Origin of the sequence: Streptomyces sp. NPDC058373 (assembly GCF_042723275.1) — a bacterium.
Lineage (GTDB): Bacteria > Actinomycetota > Actinomycetes > Streptomycetales > Streptomycetaceae > Streptomyces.
This window is the reverse complement of sequence record NZ_JBHXJE010000006.1, coordinates 64377-79664: the sequence shown is the minus strand read 5'-3', so window position 1 is coordinate 79664 and position 15288 is coordinate 64377. Positions and strand designations below refer to the sequence as shown.

The window sequence follows — 15288 nt, the reverse complement described above, 5'->3', positions numbered from 1 at the left end:
CAGAGTAAAGAGCGAGGTGGGGCAAACGGCGTAAATGGGTCATCGGTTCACTCGCGCGAGCGAATAGTGGGCTTATATGCGGCCTTGTCATGGCTTGGCCGGAACCATGCCGTGCGACCTTGACGGCGCATGCGGCTGGGCCTGGAGGTCCCGGCGGTCCCGGGGACGGAACTCCCCCCGGCGGCGCGGCCGGACGAGTGCGGGCGAGCCGGAGACCCCGAGCCAAGGAAGAGGTGTGCCGAGATGGCCGCCACCAGGAGGATCACCGCAGGCGTCGTCACCGCAGCGGTCTGCGCCGCGGGGCTGGCGGGCTGCGGTACGGAGCGCGGCACCGGCGCCGGGCAGGCGCCCGGCGGCAAGGCGTCCCCCGCCCCGGCCCCGGACAACGCCGTCCGCCTCATCGGCGACGGCTCCACCGCCCACACCGGCGCTCAGCCGCTCCAGCCGCGACCCCAGCGGCTGAAGCCGGGCCAGAAGCCGCCGCAGTTCGTCGTGTTCTCGTGGGACGGCGCCGGCGAGGACAGCCAGAAGCTGTTCTCCCACTTCCGCAAGGTCGGCAAGGCCAACAACGCGACCATGACCTACTTCCTGAGCGGCGTCTATCTGCTGCCGGAGGAGCTGAAGGACAAGTACCAGGCGCCCCAGCACGCCGCGGGTCTCTCCGACATCGGCTTCAACGACCGCGAGGGCATCGCCGACACCGTCCGCGAGGTCCGCGGCGCGTGGCTGGAGGGCAACGAGATCGGCACCCACTTCAACGGCCACTTCTGCGGGCCCGACGGCGGCGTCGGCACGTGGTCCGTCGGTGAGTGGAAGAGCGAGATCGCCCAGGCCAAGAGCTTCGTCAAGACCTGGAAGTCGCACAGCGGCCTCAAGGACGCCGAACCGCTCCCCTTCGACTACGACAAGGAGCTGATCGGCGCCCGCACCCCCTGCCTCGAAGGCCAGGAGAACTTCGTCAGCGCCGCCGCCGACCTCGGCTTCCGCTACGACTCCAGCGGCATCGGCAACCAGGTCTGGCCCGGCAGGAAGAAGGGGCTGTGGGACATCCCGCTCCAGCTCGTACCTCTGCCGGGGCGCGATTTCGAGACGCTTTCCATGGACTACAACTTCATGGTCAACCAGTCCGGGACCACCACCCAGGGCGACCCGGACATGCACGACGCCTGGGGCGACCAGCTCCGCGACGGCCTCATCCAGGCGTACGACCGCGCGTACGAGGGCAACCGCGCGCCGCTGATCGTCGGCAACCACTTCGAGTCCTGGAACGGCGGCACCTACATGCGTGCCATCGAGGAGACGATCGAGCACGTCTGCACCAAGCCGGAGACGCGCTGCGTGTCGTTCCGCCAGCTCGTCGACTGGCTGGACGCCCAGGACCCCGAGGTCCTCGACAAGCTCCGTGACCTGAAGGTGGGCAAGACGCCGAAGGAGGGCTGGGAGAAGTTCCCGGTCAAGACCCCCGCCGCGCCGGCCAAGTCCGGCGGCTCCGGCAAGGACCAGGCCGGAGACGCGTAACGGGCGACGCGCCCGCCCGAGGCGTAGCCGTCGGCCCCCGACCGTCGCGGACGGCCGGGGGCCGACGGCCGTACGCGACGGGAGCGGGCGGCCGTGCACGGCCGGGGCGCGGCGGATCAGCCCGGCAGGGCGAGGACGGCTTCCTCGCTGAGGACGAACTCGGGATCGATCTGCGCGGCGAGGTCGGCGCCGGTGCGCTCGTTCCCCCAGCTCTCCGCGTTCTTCCGGTGGAAGTGCACCATCTGCCGGGTGTAGCGCTCCCAGTCGCGCCGCCCGTACGCCGCGTCGGCGGTGGCCAGCAGGGTCTCGAGCGCGGCCCTGTTCTCCTCCTCCAGCGCGGCGAAGTGCGGCGGGCGCCCCTTCTCCATCGCCCGGACCCAGTCCGAGTGGCCCACCGTCACCAGCAGGTCGTCGCCCACCTCGTCGCGCAGGAACGCCAGGTCGTCCGGGCCCTGCACCTTGTTGCCGACGACGCACAGGGCGACGCCGTAGTCCCGCGCGTACTCCCGGTACTGGCGGTAGACCGACACGCCCTTGCGGGTCGGCTCGGCCACCAGGAAGGTCATGTCGAAGCGGGTGAACATGCCCGAGGCGAACGAGTCCGACCCCGCCGTCATGTCCACCACCACGTACTCGCCGGCGCCGTCGACCAAGTGGTTGAGGCAGAGCTCCACCGCGCCGACCTTCGAGTGGTAGCAGGCGACCCCGAGGTCCGACTCGGTGAACGGGCCGGTCGCCATCAGCCGGACCTCGCCGCCGTCGAGCCGCACCGGCCGGGCGCAGGCCGCGTAGACCGGATTCTCCTCGTCCACCCGGAGCAGACGGGAGCCCCGGCCCGGCGGGGTGGTCTTGATCATGGTCTCCGCGGAGGTGATCCGCGGGTTGGCGCCGCGCAGGTACTCCTTGATGAGCGGCAGGTGGCCGCCCATCGCGGGCAGTGCGGCGGCCTCGGCGTCGTCCAGCCCGAGGGCGGGGCCGAGGTGTTGGTTGATGTCGGCGTCCACGGCGACGACGGGTGCGCCGGTGGTGGCCAGGTGGCGGATGAACAGAGAGGACAGCGTGGTCTTGCCACTGCCGCCCTTCCCGACGAAACCGATCTTCATGTTCACCTAGCGTAGTGCGGCGCGTGCGGTCCGTGGCGAACCGGCGTGAAGAAGACCACTCCATCGTGGGGCGGCGGTGTCCGTTGCGTACTGTCGTACCCATGAGTACGTCACGTGCGTCCGCAGGGCCCACGCCCGCCGCAGGACCGGCCGACCCCCTGGTCGCGCTCGGCGAGCTGCCCGGTGTGCCCGAAGCCGTGGAATCCGTGCGCAAGGCCGTCGACCGCGTCTACGGCCACCGCGTCATGCGCCGCCGCAGCACGGAGATCACCTCCGAGGCGGCCCTGCGCGGAGCCCGCGCCTCCGCCGCCCTGGCGGGGGCCGACTGGGCGCTGGAGGAGCTCCGTCGCCGCAGTGACTTCAGCCTCGGCGAGGACCGGACCGTCGGCGCGGCGCTGCGGCTGACCGCCGAGGCGGGCCAGCTCCTCTCCATCTGGCGCCAGTCGCCGCTGCGGGTCCTGGCCCGCCTCCACCTGGTCGCCGCCGCCGACAGCGACGACACGGTGGGCCGCCCCCGCAAGGCGGGCGAGCGCGCCGACGAGCCGCTGATCGAGCTGGCGCAGCCCGACGCCGACGAGGTCGCGGGCCGCCTCGACGGGCTCACCTCGATGCTCCTCGCCGGCTCCGCCGCCCCCGCCCTCGTCACCGCCGCCGTCGTCCACGGCGAACTGCTGGCGCTGCGCCCCTTCACCTCGTACAACGGCCTGATCGCGCGGGCCGCCGAGCGCATCGTGCTGGTCGGCAGCGGGCTCGACCCCAAGTCCATCTGCCCGGCCGAGGTCGGCCACGCCGAGCTGGGCCGGGCCGCCTACGTCGCCGCCCTCGACGGCTACGTCTCCGGTACGCCGGAGGGGATGGCGGCCTGGATCACCCACTGCGGCAAGGCTCTGGAGCTGGGAGCCCGCGAGTCCACCGCGGTCTGCGAGGCGCTCCAGCGCGGTGCCGCCTGAGCGGCCGGCCGGCGGGCGGGACGCACGGGAAACGAAGGAGCAGCGGTACGCGTACGCGTACCGCTGCTCCGTAGGGCCGTCGGGTTACCAAGCGTCCTCGCGAATGTGCCGCAAGGCCGGAGTCCTTGTCCGTCACCTAGTACGGCCTGCCCGATTCGTCGGGCCCAGCGTGGCGTGGGTACTCGGCGGTCCTGCGCGGTCCGTGGGGCCTTGCTGCGTGAAAGGTCATCCTCTCGGATGTCCCTGGTCTCGCGGGCCGTTAGTTTCTTTGTACTCCTTCGACCGCCGGAGCGGAACCCGGGCGGCCGCTTCTTTCGGCAGCCCCAGCCCGGGGGCTCAGGCGGCGGCCGAACCCCGGCGGGAGCGGGCGGTCAGCCAGACCACTCCCGCGGTGACCGCCGCCGCGCCGACGGCGGCCGCGGCGACCAGCGCAGGACGCGGGGCGCGGGAGAGGGAGGGGATGCGCTGCTTGAGACGGACCGGCCGGTGGAAGTCGAGAATCGGCCACTCGCGGGCCACCGCCTCCTTCCGAAGCGTCCGGTCCGGATTGACGGCGTGCGGGTGGCCGACCGCCTCCAGCATCGGCACATCGGTGGCCGAATCGCTGTACGCGAAGCAGCGCGCCAGGTCGTACCCCTCGCTCTCGGCCAGCTCACGCACGGCCTCCGCCTTGGTGGGCCCGTACGCGTAGTACTCCACGTCGCCGGTGAAGCAGCCGTCCTCGCCCACCACCATGCGGGTGGCCACCACGCGGTCGGCGCCGAGCAGTTCGCCGATGGGCTCGACCACCTCGGCTCCCGAGGTGGAGACGATCACCACGTCCCGTCCGGCCGCATGGTGCTCCTCGATCAGGGAGGCGGCCTCGTCGTAGATGATCGGGTCGATCAGGTCGTGCAGCGTCTCGGCGACGATCTCCTTCACCTGCCGCACATTCCAGCCACGGCAGAGGGCCGACAGATAGGCGCGCATGCGCTCCATCTGATCGTGGTCGGCGCCTCCCGCGAGGAACACGAACTGTGCGTACGCGGTGCGCAGTACGGCGCGGCGGTTGATGAGGCCGCCTTGGTAGAAGGACTTGCTGAAGGTGAGTGTGCTCGACTTCGCAATGACCGTCTTGTCCAGGTCGAAGAAGGCTGCGGTGCGGGGCAAGGAGCGGTTTTCCACGGGTCGAGCATAGGCGCCCACCATTCGGCGTAAGGTGTGGCGCGTGGGTTTGCCTGAGAAGGCCCTCGGGTACACCATGGAAGTCACGGATCGTTCGCGACCGTGCTACCCCGGTCCGACTCCTCCCCCCCCCCCGAGTCGGCCGTGGGGACGACCCCCGCTCTCCCCCCCCGGCGGGGGTCGTCGCATGTCCGGGCACGTTTTGCGGGTCCGGACCTACTGAAGGCGCCTTGCGCGAGTCGCGCAAGGCGCCTTTGGCATATGCCCGTCCTGTCTGGCGTTCGATTACGCACCGTCAGGACGTCAGTGCGCGGACGACATGCTCGCGTTCGTCGCTCTTGTCTCCTCGCGTCACACCTCTACCGGCTGAGTGCCGGCGGTGAAGGAGTTCTTCCGTCATGTTCATGGAGAGCTCGGCGCCCCTCTTCGGCAGTTCTCCGGAAGTTCCCGGCGGGCGGTTCTCGTCCGGGTGACGGAGTTATTCACAACCTCCGAGTAGTCCACGGTTTTCGACCAAGATCCACATCTTTTCCCGGGCTTCTGCAAGGTGAATGCCGTGACCGGAGTTCGGGCGCGAGTTCACGCGACTTCGCCCTGACTTCCTGCCGGCAATCAGTCGAGTTCCCCGCGAACGACGGCCGGTGGCATCGACTTTCGGCCACGGGGAGCCCACGGTTCCGCTGACTTTCCGGCGAGGCCCGAGGGTCGGTGGATCTTCCCCCTGGCCGGAAGCGGACCACCGGTTCGGCGTGCCCGCGAGAGGACGGCCGGCGGCGGCCGACGGGGCGCTGCGCGATGGACGCGCGTCCCGCTGCGTGGAGACGGACGGCCCGAGGGCCGGAGAGGGAGGACGCGGAGGGATGGCGATGGCTGGGAGGAGTCGAGGCGTGGGTGCGAGGTGGCTTGGCTGCGCCGGTCCGGAGGCTGGCGGGATCTGGTGGTGGGCCCGGAGCGGGGAGGGCGTGGGCCGTGGACGGGCGGGGCCTGATCGCGGAGCTCGTGAGGACAGGGCCGGTCGGCGGTGGGCACGGGACGAGGAGGAACCGGCGTGGTGACGGCTGGTCGGCGGGGAGAGGGCGAAGGCATGAGGCGCAAGGCGGGGGCGGAAATGGGTGCGGGGGCGGACGTAGGCGTGGGCGTGGACACGGGCTGGGGCGCCGGAATGGGGCAGGGGCGTCCTGGTGGCGGAGGCGGATCGTCCGGTCTTGGTGGGGGAGGGGGCGACGGCCGGTCCGGAGGAGGCCCGGGGAGGACGGCGGGGCCGCTCGTCGTGACCGAGGACCCCGGGCTCCTGGACGACCTGCTGCGGCTCTGTGCCGCCGCCGGGGCCCGGCCGCTCGTCCTCCCGACGCTGCCGGAGCGGCACGGGGAATGGGAGGCCGCGCCGCTGGTGCTGATCGGCGACGACGCCGCGGCGCGGGTGGGCGCGGTTCCGCGCCGGCAGGGCGTCCTGCTCGTCGGCCGGGACCAGGACGACCCGGCCGTCTGGCAGTGGGCCGTCCGGGTCGGGGCCGAGCACGTGCTGCGGCTGCCCGACGCCGAGGCGTGGCTGGTCGACCGGATCGCCGACGTGGTCGAGGGAGCCGGGCGCAGCGCCCGCACCGTGGGCGTCGTCGGCGGGCGCGGCGGCGCGGGGGCGTCGACGCTCGCCTGTGCGCTGGCCGTGACCTCGGCCGCCGGGGGCAGCCGCACGGTCCTGGTCGACGCCGATCCGCTCGGCGGCGGACTCGACGTCCTGCTCGGCGGCGAACAGGCCGAGGGACTGCGCTGGCCCGCCTTCGCCCAGTCCCGGGGCAGGGTGGCGCGCCGCGCGCTGGAGGAGTCGCTGCCCGAGGTGTACGGGCTCCGGCTGCTGAGCTGGGACCGGAGCGACACGGCCGCCGTCCCGCCCCAGGCGGTACGGGCGGTGCTCGGCGCGGCCCGGCGGGGCGGCGGCACGGTCGTCGTGGACCTGCCGCGCCGGGCCGGCGGCGAGGTGGCCGAGGCGCTGGCCCAACTCGATCTGGCCCTGCTGGTCGTCCCGGCCGAGCTGCGTGCGGTGGCCGCGGCCCGGCGCATGGCCGCGGTACTCACCCCTGAGGTGCGGGACCTGCGGGTCGTCGTGCGGCCCGCGGGCGGGCCCGGGACGTCCGGGTACGGGTTGCCGCCGGACTCGGTGGCCGGGCTGCTCGGCCTTCCCCTCGCCGGGGTGCTGCCGCACGACCCCGCCGCCGTCGAAGCGGAGAAGACCGGAACGCCACCGGGCAGTGGGCCGCGGAGCCCGCTGGCGCGGTTCTGCCGGGAGCTGTGGGGGCGCGCCGCCACTCCGGGACCCGAACCGGAGGGTGGGGCGGAGGGGCGTGCCGAGGAGGAGCCGCCGCGCCGCGGTGACCTGCTCCGGGCAGCGCTCGGCAACGCGTGGGCTCCGGCTTCAGGGGGTGCCGCGGCATGAGCGCGATCGTCGCGGAGGCGGGCCTGCTGGACGCCGTCCGGCGCCACCTCGCCGAACAGGGCGCGGAACCCACCGAGGCCCGGGTGGCTCAGGCGCTGCGGGAGCAGGGCCGGATGCTGGGCGGGGCGGAGGTGCTGCGGACGGCGGCCCGGCTGCGATCGGAGATCGCCGGGGCCGGCCCGCTCGAACCGCTCCTCGCCGACCCGGACGTCACCGATGTCCTGGTCTCCGCCCCCGACCGGGTGTGGATCGACCGGGGCGCCGGCCTGGAGCTGAGCGAGGTGCGGTTCCCCGACGCGGAGGCGGTGCGCGGACTGGCCCGGCGGCTGGCCGCGGTGGCGGGGCGTCGGCTGGACGACGCCCGGCCGTGGGTGGACGCGCGGCTGCCGGACGGCACGCGACTGCACGCCGTCCTGCCTCCGATCGCCGTCGGCTGCACATGCCTCGCCCTGCGGGTGGTCCGCCCCAGGGCGTTCACCCTCGCCGAGCTGGTCGCGGCGGGCACGCTGCCGCCCGGCGGCGACCGCCTGCTGGCGGCCCTGGTCGAGGCGCGGCTCTCCTTCCTCATCAGCGGTGGGACCGGCAGCGGCAAGACGACGCTGCTCTCGGCCCTGCTCGGCCTGGTCGGCCCGGCGGAGCGGATCGTCCTCGCCGAGGACTCGGCCGAGCTGCGGCCCGACCACCCGCACGTCGTCCGGCTGGAGACGCGGCCCGCCAACCAGGAGGGCCGGGGATCCGTGGCCCTGGACGACCTGGTCCGCCAGGCGCTGCGGATGCGCCCGGACCGGCTGGTGGTCGGTGAGGTCCGCGGCGCCGAGGTGCTGCACCTCCTCGCCGCCCTCAACACCGGCCACCAGGGCGGCGCCGGGACGGTGCACGCCAACGCCGCCGCCGACGTCCCGGCCCGGCTGGAGGCGCTGGGGACGGCGGCCGGACTGGACCGGGCCGCGCTGCACAGCCAGGTGGCGTCCGCCCTGTCGGTCGTGCTCCACCTGGCACGGGACCGGGGTGGCAGACGGCGGCTGGCCGAGGTCCATGTGCTGGCCCGGGACGCGGCCGGGCTGGTGATGACCGTCCCGGCCCTGCGCTGGGGCGCGGACGGGTTCACCGGGGAGAAGGGGTGGCCGCGACTGCGGGAGTTGCTGGGACGGCACGACGGGGCGAGCGGGCGAGCAGGGGAGGCGGAGTGATGAGCGGGGGCGTGGTGAGTGCGGTGGCCGTGACGGGGCTGGCGTGGGGCGTGGAAGCGGCCGCGCGGCGGGTGCACGGGCGGGCCCGGGCGCGGAACCGGGCCGCCCGGATCGTCGGTACGGCGAGCACGGACACCCGGTGGACGGCGGAGGCGTTACGGCGCCGGGCCCGGGCCCGGCCCGAGTGGGCCTGCCTGGCGGCGGGGGCGGTGCTGGCCGGAGCGGGCGGGTCGGTTCTGCCGCTGGCCACCGGGTGCGTGGCCGTGCCGCTGGTACGGCGGAGGCTGGCCGCGCGGGCCGCGGCGAAGGCCCGTGAGCGGCGGGCCGAGGCGGTACGGGAGCTGTGCGGGGCCTTGGCCCAGGAGGTGCGCTCGGGGCGGCAGCCGGTGGCGGCCCTGCTGCACGCGGTCGGGGAGGCCCGGGGGCTCGGCGGTGCCGAGGCCGGGGTGCTGGCGGCCGCCCGGTTCGGCGGGGACGTCGCGGGTGCGCTGCGGGAGGCCGCGGGGGAGCCCGGCGCGGAGGGACTGTCCGGCCTGGCCGCCTGCTGGGAGGTGGCGGTCGATCGGGGCGCGGGTCTGGCGGCCGGTGTCGAACGGCTGGCGGCGGCGCTGCGGGCCGAGCGCGACCAGGCGGCCGACCTGCTGGCCCAGCTGGCAGGTGCCCGGTCGACGGTGCTGATGCTGGCGGCGCTGCCCCTGCTGGGCCTGGTCCTGGGCTGGGCGATGGGCGCCGGCCCGCTGCGGGTGCTGCTGCACACTCCGGCGGGGCTCGCCTGCCTCCTGCTCGGCTCCGCCCTGGAGTCGGCCGGGCTGTGGTGGGCGCTGGGGATCGTGCGCCGGGCGGGGGCGCGGCGATGAGCGCCGAGATTTTCCACAGCGCCGAAGTTGTCCACAGGCTGGGGGCGACGGTGTGGGTGTCGGCGGCGGCGGTGCTGCTGGCGGGGTGGGGAGCGGCGGTGAGGGTTCGCCGTTCGGCCCGGGCGCGATGGCGTGTGGTGCACGGCGCGGTGGCTGGCGGAGGCTCGTCGCGAGGGCGGGCCTGGCTCGTGGGGCGGGCCCCCGGAGTGTGGGCGTTCGCCGGTGCGGCCGGCGGCTGGCTGGCGGGCGGCGGTGCGCTGGAGGCGGTCGCGGGTGGGATGGCCGGATGGTGGGCGTGGCGCTGGGGTGCCCGGCGCGCCGGGCGGCCTTCGGCCCGGGGGCGGTGGTCGTCGAGGAGGCGGGCGTGGCGGCGGAAAGCGGCTCCGTCGGCGGTGGACGCTCGGCTTCCCCTCGCCGCCGACCTGGTCGCGGCCTGTGTCGCGGCGGGAGCCGGGCCCGTGGAGGCGGCGCGGGCGGTCGGGGCGTCGGTGGGCGGGCCGGTGGGCGACGGGCTCGCCCGGGCGGCGGCCGACGTGCGGCTCGGGGGCGACCCGGAGGCGGCCTGGCGCCATGTCGCCGAGGTGCCGGGGGCGTCGGCGCTGGCCCGCTGCCTGGAACGCGCGGCGGCCTCCGGCACACCGGCCGCCGAACCGCTGGCCCGGCTCGCTGCCGAGGCACGGGCCGACTGGAACCGGGCGGCCACCGAACGCGCCCGGCGGGCGGCGGTCGCGGTGACAGCACCGGTGGGCCTCTGCTTCCTTCCCGCCTTCCTCGCGCTCGGGGTGGCTCCGGTGGTGATCGGGCTGGCGAGCGGGTTGCTGAGGGGCGGTGGCTGAAGCGGTGGGCGTTCGCATCGGCGGGGCGGCGCGAGGTCCGCCGCTGCCGGGGGTGTGGCTGTGGGCCACGGGCGGCCGGAAGCCACGGCCGGAGACGGACAGGGCTGATGGCTGCCTGCCCGAGGGGCTCGACGGTCCAAAGGGACCGAGGGATGCAGACAGGCGGTTTCCGACATGAGGCGTGCTGGCGTGAGGAGTTCTGACGTGAGGGGTTCTGGGATGAGGGGTTCGGCTGTGAACGGGGTGGGAGTCGACGGGATCGACGTGACCCGCCGTCAGGGGCGCGTTCCCGACGGGGCTGAGGAGCGGCGAGCTGAGGGCGCGCCGTCGGCTGGGCAGGGCTCTGCCGATGAGGTGGTCGAGGCGATGGGGCAGGTCAGGTCAGGGGCGTTGGTGCCTGCACCGGGCAGGGCTCTGGCCCGCGTCCGGGCGCGGGAGCGAACCTTGCGGAGGGCTGCGGCCGGGGCCGGGCCGGGCGCGCGGGGGCCGGGCGAGACGTCTGCGGCGCGGCTCGTGCTGCTGCCGACCGGAGACGGCACCGAGCTGGGGGCACGGGAGAAGTCCGCCCGCTCGGCCGGTGGGCCCGGGCGCCGTCGACAGGACGCTCGTGGGCCCGGGGCTCGCGAGGGCAAGGGCGCCCGGCGGCGCCTCCGGGCGGCGCGAACGGCTCGGGTGCGGCGGGACGCGGGGATGGCCACCTCGGAGTACGCGATGGCGTTGCTGGCGGCGGTGGCCTTCGCCGGGGTGCTCTACAAGATCGTCACGGGTGGCGCGGTGGCGTCCGCCTTGCAGGCGGCGGTGGAGAAGGCACTCGATGCGCCCTTCTGACCGGGTGGCGCGGCGTGGGTGCCGGCCCGTGCCCCGGGGGAGCCGAGCGGCGGCGGCGCGCTCGGTGAGCCGGTACCGGGATCGCGGTGACGGCCGGCGCAGGGACGGGCAGCGGGGCGCGGTGACCGCCGAAGCGGCGGTCGTGCTGCCGACGCTGGTGGTGTTCCTGCTGGCGCTGGTCTGGGCCCTGTTGGCGGTCGCCGCCCACATCCAGTGCGTCGACGCGGCGCGGGCCGGTGCCCGCGCCGCGGCCCGGCAGGATGCGCCCGCCGCCGTCGTCGACGCGGCCCTCCAGGCGGCACCCGAGGGCGCGGAGGTGACCGTCGGCCGCACCGGCGACCTGGTCCAGGTCGAGGTGAGGGCCAGGACGCCCGGCCTGGGCGCGTTGACCATCGGCCTGCACGCCCGGGCGCTGGCCCTGGCGGAGGAGACCGTGGGCGCGGACGGGCCGGCCGAAGCCGCGTCCGGCGGGGGGAGCCCTGCCGCACCAGGAGAGGGCGGAACCGCCGACGGTACCGGGGAGGGGGCCGAAGGATGAGGCATCCACTTCGCCCCAGGACGGCGGGCAGACCTACGCGTGAGCCGCGAGGCCCGGAGGGGAAGCTCCCTCGCGCCGAGCCCCCGCCCCCGCCCCTGCCCCCGCCCGAGGGACGACCCCCTGCACCGGGAGGCCCGACGCCCCGCCCCGCGACAGCGCCCCGGCCCACCGAGCCGCATAGCGGGCTCGCCGAGCCACGAGCCAAGCTCGACCGGCTAGGCAGCATGCCCGCCGAGCCACGAACGGGGCCCGGCCGGCCAGGCAGCAGGTCCCCCGAGCCAGGCAGCCGTGCGGCCGACGCGCGCGCCCTTGCCACACAGCCCAAGGTCTGTGCCGCCGAGACCGGCCTCCGGGGAGACGCAGGCGGGCTCCGGCACCGCGTCCGTGTGCGGGAGGCCGGTCCGCGTACGGGCGAGCCCTCCGACCGAGGTGCCGCCACGGTCTGGGCGGCGGTGGCGTCGGCGGCGCTCTGTGTGGTGTTCGCCGTGCTGCTGGCGATGGGACATGCCGTCGCCGTACGGCACCAGGCCGGAGGCGTCGCCGATCTCGCCGCCCTCGCCGCGGCCGATCACTGGGGCGAGGGGGAGGAGGGGGCGTGCGGCCAGGCTCGGCGGGTGGCGGCCGCGCAGGGGGCCGAGGTGGTGCGGTGCGTGCTGCGCGGCGAGGTGTCGGACGTGACGGCGCAGGCAGGGGCCGGGCCGTTCGCGGTACGGGTCAGGGCGCGGGCGGGGCCCCCTGGAGGAGCACCGTGAGCAGCCGGAGGGCGGCGCGCTTGTGGAGCGGCTCGTTGCCGTTGCCGCACTTGGGCGACTGGATGCAGGAGGGGCAGCCCGCGTCGCACTCGCAGGCGGCGATGGCCTCCCGGGTCGCGGTCAGCCACTCCCGGGCGGTGTGGAAGGCCCGTTCGGCGAAGCCGGCGCCCCCGGGGTGGCCGTCGTACACGAAGACCGTGGGAAGGAGGGTGTCCGGGTGGAGCGGTATCGAGACGCCGCCGATGTCGCGGCGGTCGCAGGTCGCGAAGAGCGGGAGCATGCCGATGGAGGCGTGTTCGGCGGCGTGCAGTGCCCCGCCGAGCTGCTCCGGGTTGACCCGGGCGGCGTCGAGCTGGTCCTCGGTGACCGTCCACCACACGGCCCGGGTGCGCAGGGTGCGCGGCGGCAGGTCGAGCTTGGTCTCGCCGAGGACCTCGCCGGTGATCAGGCGGCGGCGGAGGAAGGAGACGACCTGGTTGGTGACCTCGACGGAGCCGTAGCAGAGCCGCCCGTCGCCCCAGGGGATCTCGGCGTCGGTCTCCAGCACGGAGATGGCGGTGGTGTCGCGGGCGGTGGTCGAGTAGGACGGCGTGGCCTGTTCCACGAGGGCCACCGAGTCCTCCAGGTCCAGGTCGCGCACCAGGTAGGTGCGGCCCTGGTGGAGGTGGACGGCGCCGGTGTGCACGGAGCCGTGGGCGGCGGCCGCGTCCACGGTGCCCAGCAGCCGGCCGGTGCCCGCCTCGACGATCTGCACGGGCCGGCCCCCGCCGCCCCGGATGTCGGCGAGGTCGGCGGCCGACTCGCGGCGCGTCCAGTGCCAGCCGTGGGCGCGGCGGCGCAGCAGCTTGGCCGCCTCCAGCTGCGGCAGCAGTTCGCCGGTGGCCGGGCCGAAGAGGGTGATGTCCTCCTCGGTGAGCGGCAGTTCGGCCGCGGCGGCGCACAGGTGGGGCGCCAGGACGTACGGGTTGTCGGGGTCGAGGACGGTGGACTCCACCGGCTGGTCGAAGATCGCCTCGGGGTGGTGGACGAGATAGGTGTCCAGCGGGTCGTCACGGGCCACCATGACGGCCAGCGCGCCCTGCCCGGCACGGCCCGCGCGTCCGGCCTGCTGCCACAAGGAGGCGCGCGTCCCCGGGTAGCCGCAGATCAGGACCGCGTCGAGGCCGGAGACGTCGACGCCGAGCTCCAGGGCGGTGGTGGCGGCGAGGCCGAGGAGGTCGCCGGAGTGCAGGGCGCGTTCGAGGGCGCGGCGCTCCTCGGGGAGGTAGCCGCCGCGGTAGGCCGCGACCCGCCGGGCGAGGGCCCGGTCGACCTCGGCCAGGCGCTCCTGGGCGATGACGGCGATCAGCTCGGCGCCCCGGCGGGAACGGACGAAGGCCACCGTGCGGACCGACTGGACGGCGAGGTCGGTGAGGAGGTCGGCGGTCTCGGCGGTCGCCGTACGGCGGACCGGTGCGCCGTTCTCCCCGTGGTAATCGGTCAGCGGTGGCTCCCACAGGGCGAAGACCAGTTCGCCGCGGGGCGAGGCGTCGTCGTCCACCGCGCTGACCGGCAGCCCGGTCAGCCGTCCGGCCGCCACCGCGGGTTCGGCCGCGGTGGCCGAGGCGAGCAGGAAGACGGGATCGGAACCGTAACGGGCGCAGAGCCGGCGCAGGCGGCGGATCACCTGGGCGACGTGCGAGCCGAAGACGCCCCGGTAGGTGTGGCTCTCGTCGATGACGACGTAGCGCAGGGCGCGCAGGAAGGAGGACCAGCGGGGGTGCGACGGCAGGATGCCCCGGTGGAGCATGTCGGGGTTGGTGAGGACGAGGTTGGCGTACTGGCGGATCCATTCGCGCTCCTCGACCGGGGTGTCGCCGTCGTAGACGGCGGGGCGGACCGCCGTGCCGAGCGGGGCCGAGAGTTCCTTGACGGCGCGGAGCTGGTCGGCGGCGAGGGCCTTGGTCGGCGACAGGTAGAGGGTGGTGGCGCCGCGGCCGTTGGGTGCCTCGGAGCCGTCGAGCAGGCTGGAGAGGACCGGGACCAGATAGGCGAGGGACTTGCCGGAGGCGGTGCCGGTGGCGACGATCACCGACCGGCCGTCGAGCGCGTGCTCGGCGACGGCCGCCTGGTGGGCCCACGGGTCGGCGATACCCGCCTTCTGGACGGCCGCGATCACGTGTGGCCGAATCCGGTCCGGCCAGACGGCATGACGTCCGGCTCGCGGGGGCAGGTGCTCCGTATGAGTGATGCGGGATTCCGGCGTCGCGGCCGGTCCGCCGCCCTCGTGGCCCCCTTCGGCAGGCGCGGCGAAGCCGTGGCCACTGCCCTGTCGGGAGGCCACCAGGCGGTCCAGGACCGTGCGAGGCGTGGGGCGGGGAGCTCCGCCCCCATCGGGACGGCTCGGCCGGGAGAACTCGGTCATCGGCTCCGAGTCTGTCACTGGCGTGACGGACAATGGAGCGAAGGCGTCGTGCACGCCTGCTGGTAAGTGATTGAATGCCCACGCGGCTGGCGAACCGTCCCGGGGGATCAAGCCGAGGTGTCCCGAGGGATGACCGCTCGATAGCAAGGTGCTGGAGGATCCGTGGACCTGTCCCTGTCGACCCACACCGTCGATGATCGTACGGTTGTCGAGGTCGGTGGCGAAATCGATGTGTACACCGCGCCCAAGCTGCGTGAGCAGCTGGTCGAGCTGGTGAACGACGGCAATTTCCATCTGGTCGTCGACATGGAGAACGTCGACTTCCTCGACTCGACCGGCCTCGGTGTGCTGGTGGGCGGATTGAAGCGCGTGCGGGCCCATGAGGGCTCCCTGCGCCTGGTCTGCAACCAGGAACGCATCCTCAAGATCTTCCGGATCACGGGGCTCACCAAGGTCTTCCCCATCCACCAGTCGGTCGACGAGGCCATCGCGGCCACCGACTGAGACGTGGAGCGCGCGCCGGGTCCGTCCCGGTGCGCGCCGTCGTCGGCGGGTGGCCGCTTCGCGACCGCCCGTCGTTCGCCCGATGCCCGCGCGTCGCGTACGGGGCTCCGGTCCGGTGCGCATACGTTCCTGCCCGGTCGTGGCTGCTCGCGGACGCGGTCCGCTGTGCCCGCCGCAGGCCGTGCGTACGGCACGTGGCAGGCTCGGGCCCAC

At 74.7% G+C, this 15288-nt stretch carries 13 protein-coding genes; 10 read left to right on the top strand and 3 right to left on the bottom strand.

Annotated elements, in window-relative coordinates; all coding sequences use genetic code 11:
- Window positions 1–243: 243 nt before the first annotated feature.
- On the top strand, window positions 244–1518 hold the full coding sequence (locus ACFWMZ_RS06210) for a hypothetical protein (protein ID WP_383199752.1): 1275 nt from the start codon (window positions 244–246) through the stop codon (window positions 1516–1518).
- Window positions 1519–1634: 116 nt separating this feature from the next.
- Here ACFWMZ_RS06210 and ACFWMZ_RS06205 read toward each other — a convergent pair whose 3' ends face one another.
- Window positions 1635–2621: an ATP-binding protein gene (locus ACFWMZ_RS06205; protein ID WP_383178220.1), complete on the bottom strand. Its 987-nt coding sequence runs from the start codon at window positions 2619–2621 to the stop codon at window positions 1635–1637.
- A 101-nt stretch (window positions 2622–2722) separates the two neighbouring features.
- Here ACFWMZ_RS06205 and ACFWMZ_RS06200 point away from each other — a divergent pair, with 101 nt between their 5' ends.
- A complete protein-coding gene (locus tag ACFWMZ_RS06200) occupies window positions 2723–3571 on the top strand; it encodes an oxidoreductase (RefSeq protein WP_383178223.1) in 849 nt (282 codons plus the stop codon).
- 336 nt (window positions 3572–3907) lie between these two features.
- On the opposite strand, the gene ACFWMZ_RS06195 is transcribed toward ACFWMZ_RS06200, so the two are convergent.
- Entirely contained in the window at window positions 3908–4759 is an 852-nt protein-coding gene (locus ACFWMZ_RS06195; RefSeq protein WP_383178226.1) for an HAD family hydrolase, read from the bottom strand.
- Between the two features lie 1138 nt (window positions 4760–5897).
- Between ACFWMZ_RS06195 and ssd the strand changes: the two genes are divergently transcribed.
- From ssd to ACFWMZ_RS06160, 7 genes are all read left to right on the top strand, one after another.
- Complete coding sequence (gene ssd, locus ACFWMZ_RS06190; protein WP_383199809.1) at window positions 5898–7166, top strand: septum site-determining protein Ssd; 1269 nt, start codon at window positions 5898–5900, stop codon at window positions 7164–7166.
- Window positions 7163–8356: a TadA family conjugal transfer-associated ATPase gene (locus ACFWMZ_RS06185; protein ID WP_383199750.1), complete on the top strand. Its 1194-nt coding sequence runs from the start codon at window positions 7163–7165 to the stop codon at window positions 8354–8356. Before ssd ends, ACFWMZ_RS06185 begins: the two co-directional genes overlap by 4 nt.
- Window positions 8356–9213, top strand: a complete 858-nt coding sequence (locus ACFWMZ_RS06180; RefSeq protein WP_383178232.1) for a type II secretion system F family protein — start codon at window positions 8356–8358, stop codon at window positions 9211–9213. The genes ACFWMZ_RS06185 and ACFWMZ_RS06180 overlap by 1 nt, the downstream gene beginning before the upstream one ends.
- 392 nt (window positions 9214–9605) lie before the next feature.
- A complete protein-coding gene (locus ACFWMZ_RS06175) occupies window positions 9606–10049 on the top strand; it encodes a type II secretion system F family protein (RefSeq protein WP_383199748.1) in 444 nt (147 codons plus the stop codon).
- 690 nt (window positions 10050–10739) lie between these two features.
- Window positions 10740–10877, top strand: a complete 138-nt coding sequence (locus ACFWMZ_RS06170; RefSeq protein ID WP_383178238.1) for a DUF4244 domain-containing protein — start codon at window positions 10740–10742, stop codon at window positions 10875–10877.
- Window positions 10878–10998: 121 nt separating this feature from the next.
- Window positions 10999–11415: a TadE family type IV pilus minor pilin gene (locus ACFWMZ_RS06165; RefSeq protein ID WP_383178241.1), complete on the top strand. Its 417-nt coding sequence runs from the start codon at window positions 10999–11001 to the stop codon at window positions 11413–11415.
- A gap of 386 nt (window positions 11416–11801) precedes the next feature.
- Window positions 11802–12167, top strand: a complete 366-nt coding sequence (locus ACFWMZ_RS06160; protein WP_383178243.1) for an Rv3654c family TadE-like protein — start codon at window positions 11802–11804, stop codon at window positions 12165–12167.
- Here ACFWMZ_RS06160 and ACFWMZ_RS06155 read toward each other — a convergent pair.
- Complete coding sequence (locus tag ACFWMZ_RS06155; RefSeq protein WP_383178246.1) at window positions 12130–14571, bottom strand: DEAD/DEAH box helicase; 2442 nt, start codon at window positions 14569–14571, stop codon at window positions 12130–12132. The two genes, ACFWMZ_RS06160 and ACFWMZ_RS06155, sit on opposite strands and share 38 nt — an antisense overlap.
- 162 nt (window positions 14572–14733) lie before the next feature.
- Here ACFWMZ_RS06155 and ACFWMZ_RS06150 point away from each other — a divergent pair, with 162 nt between their 5' ends.
- Window positions 14734–15075 carry an STAS domain-containing protein gene (locus ACFWMZ_RS06150; protein ID WP_003949660.1) on the top strand — a complete coding sequence of 114 codons (342 nt, stop codon included), beginning with the start codon at window positions 14734–14736 and terminating at the stop codon, window positions 15073–15075.
- Window positions 15076–15288: the final 213 nt, after the last annotated feature.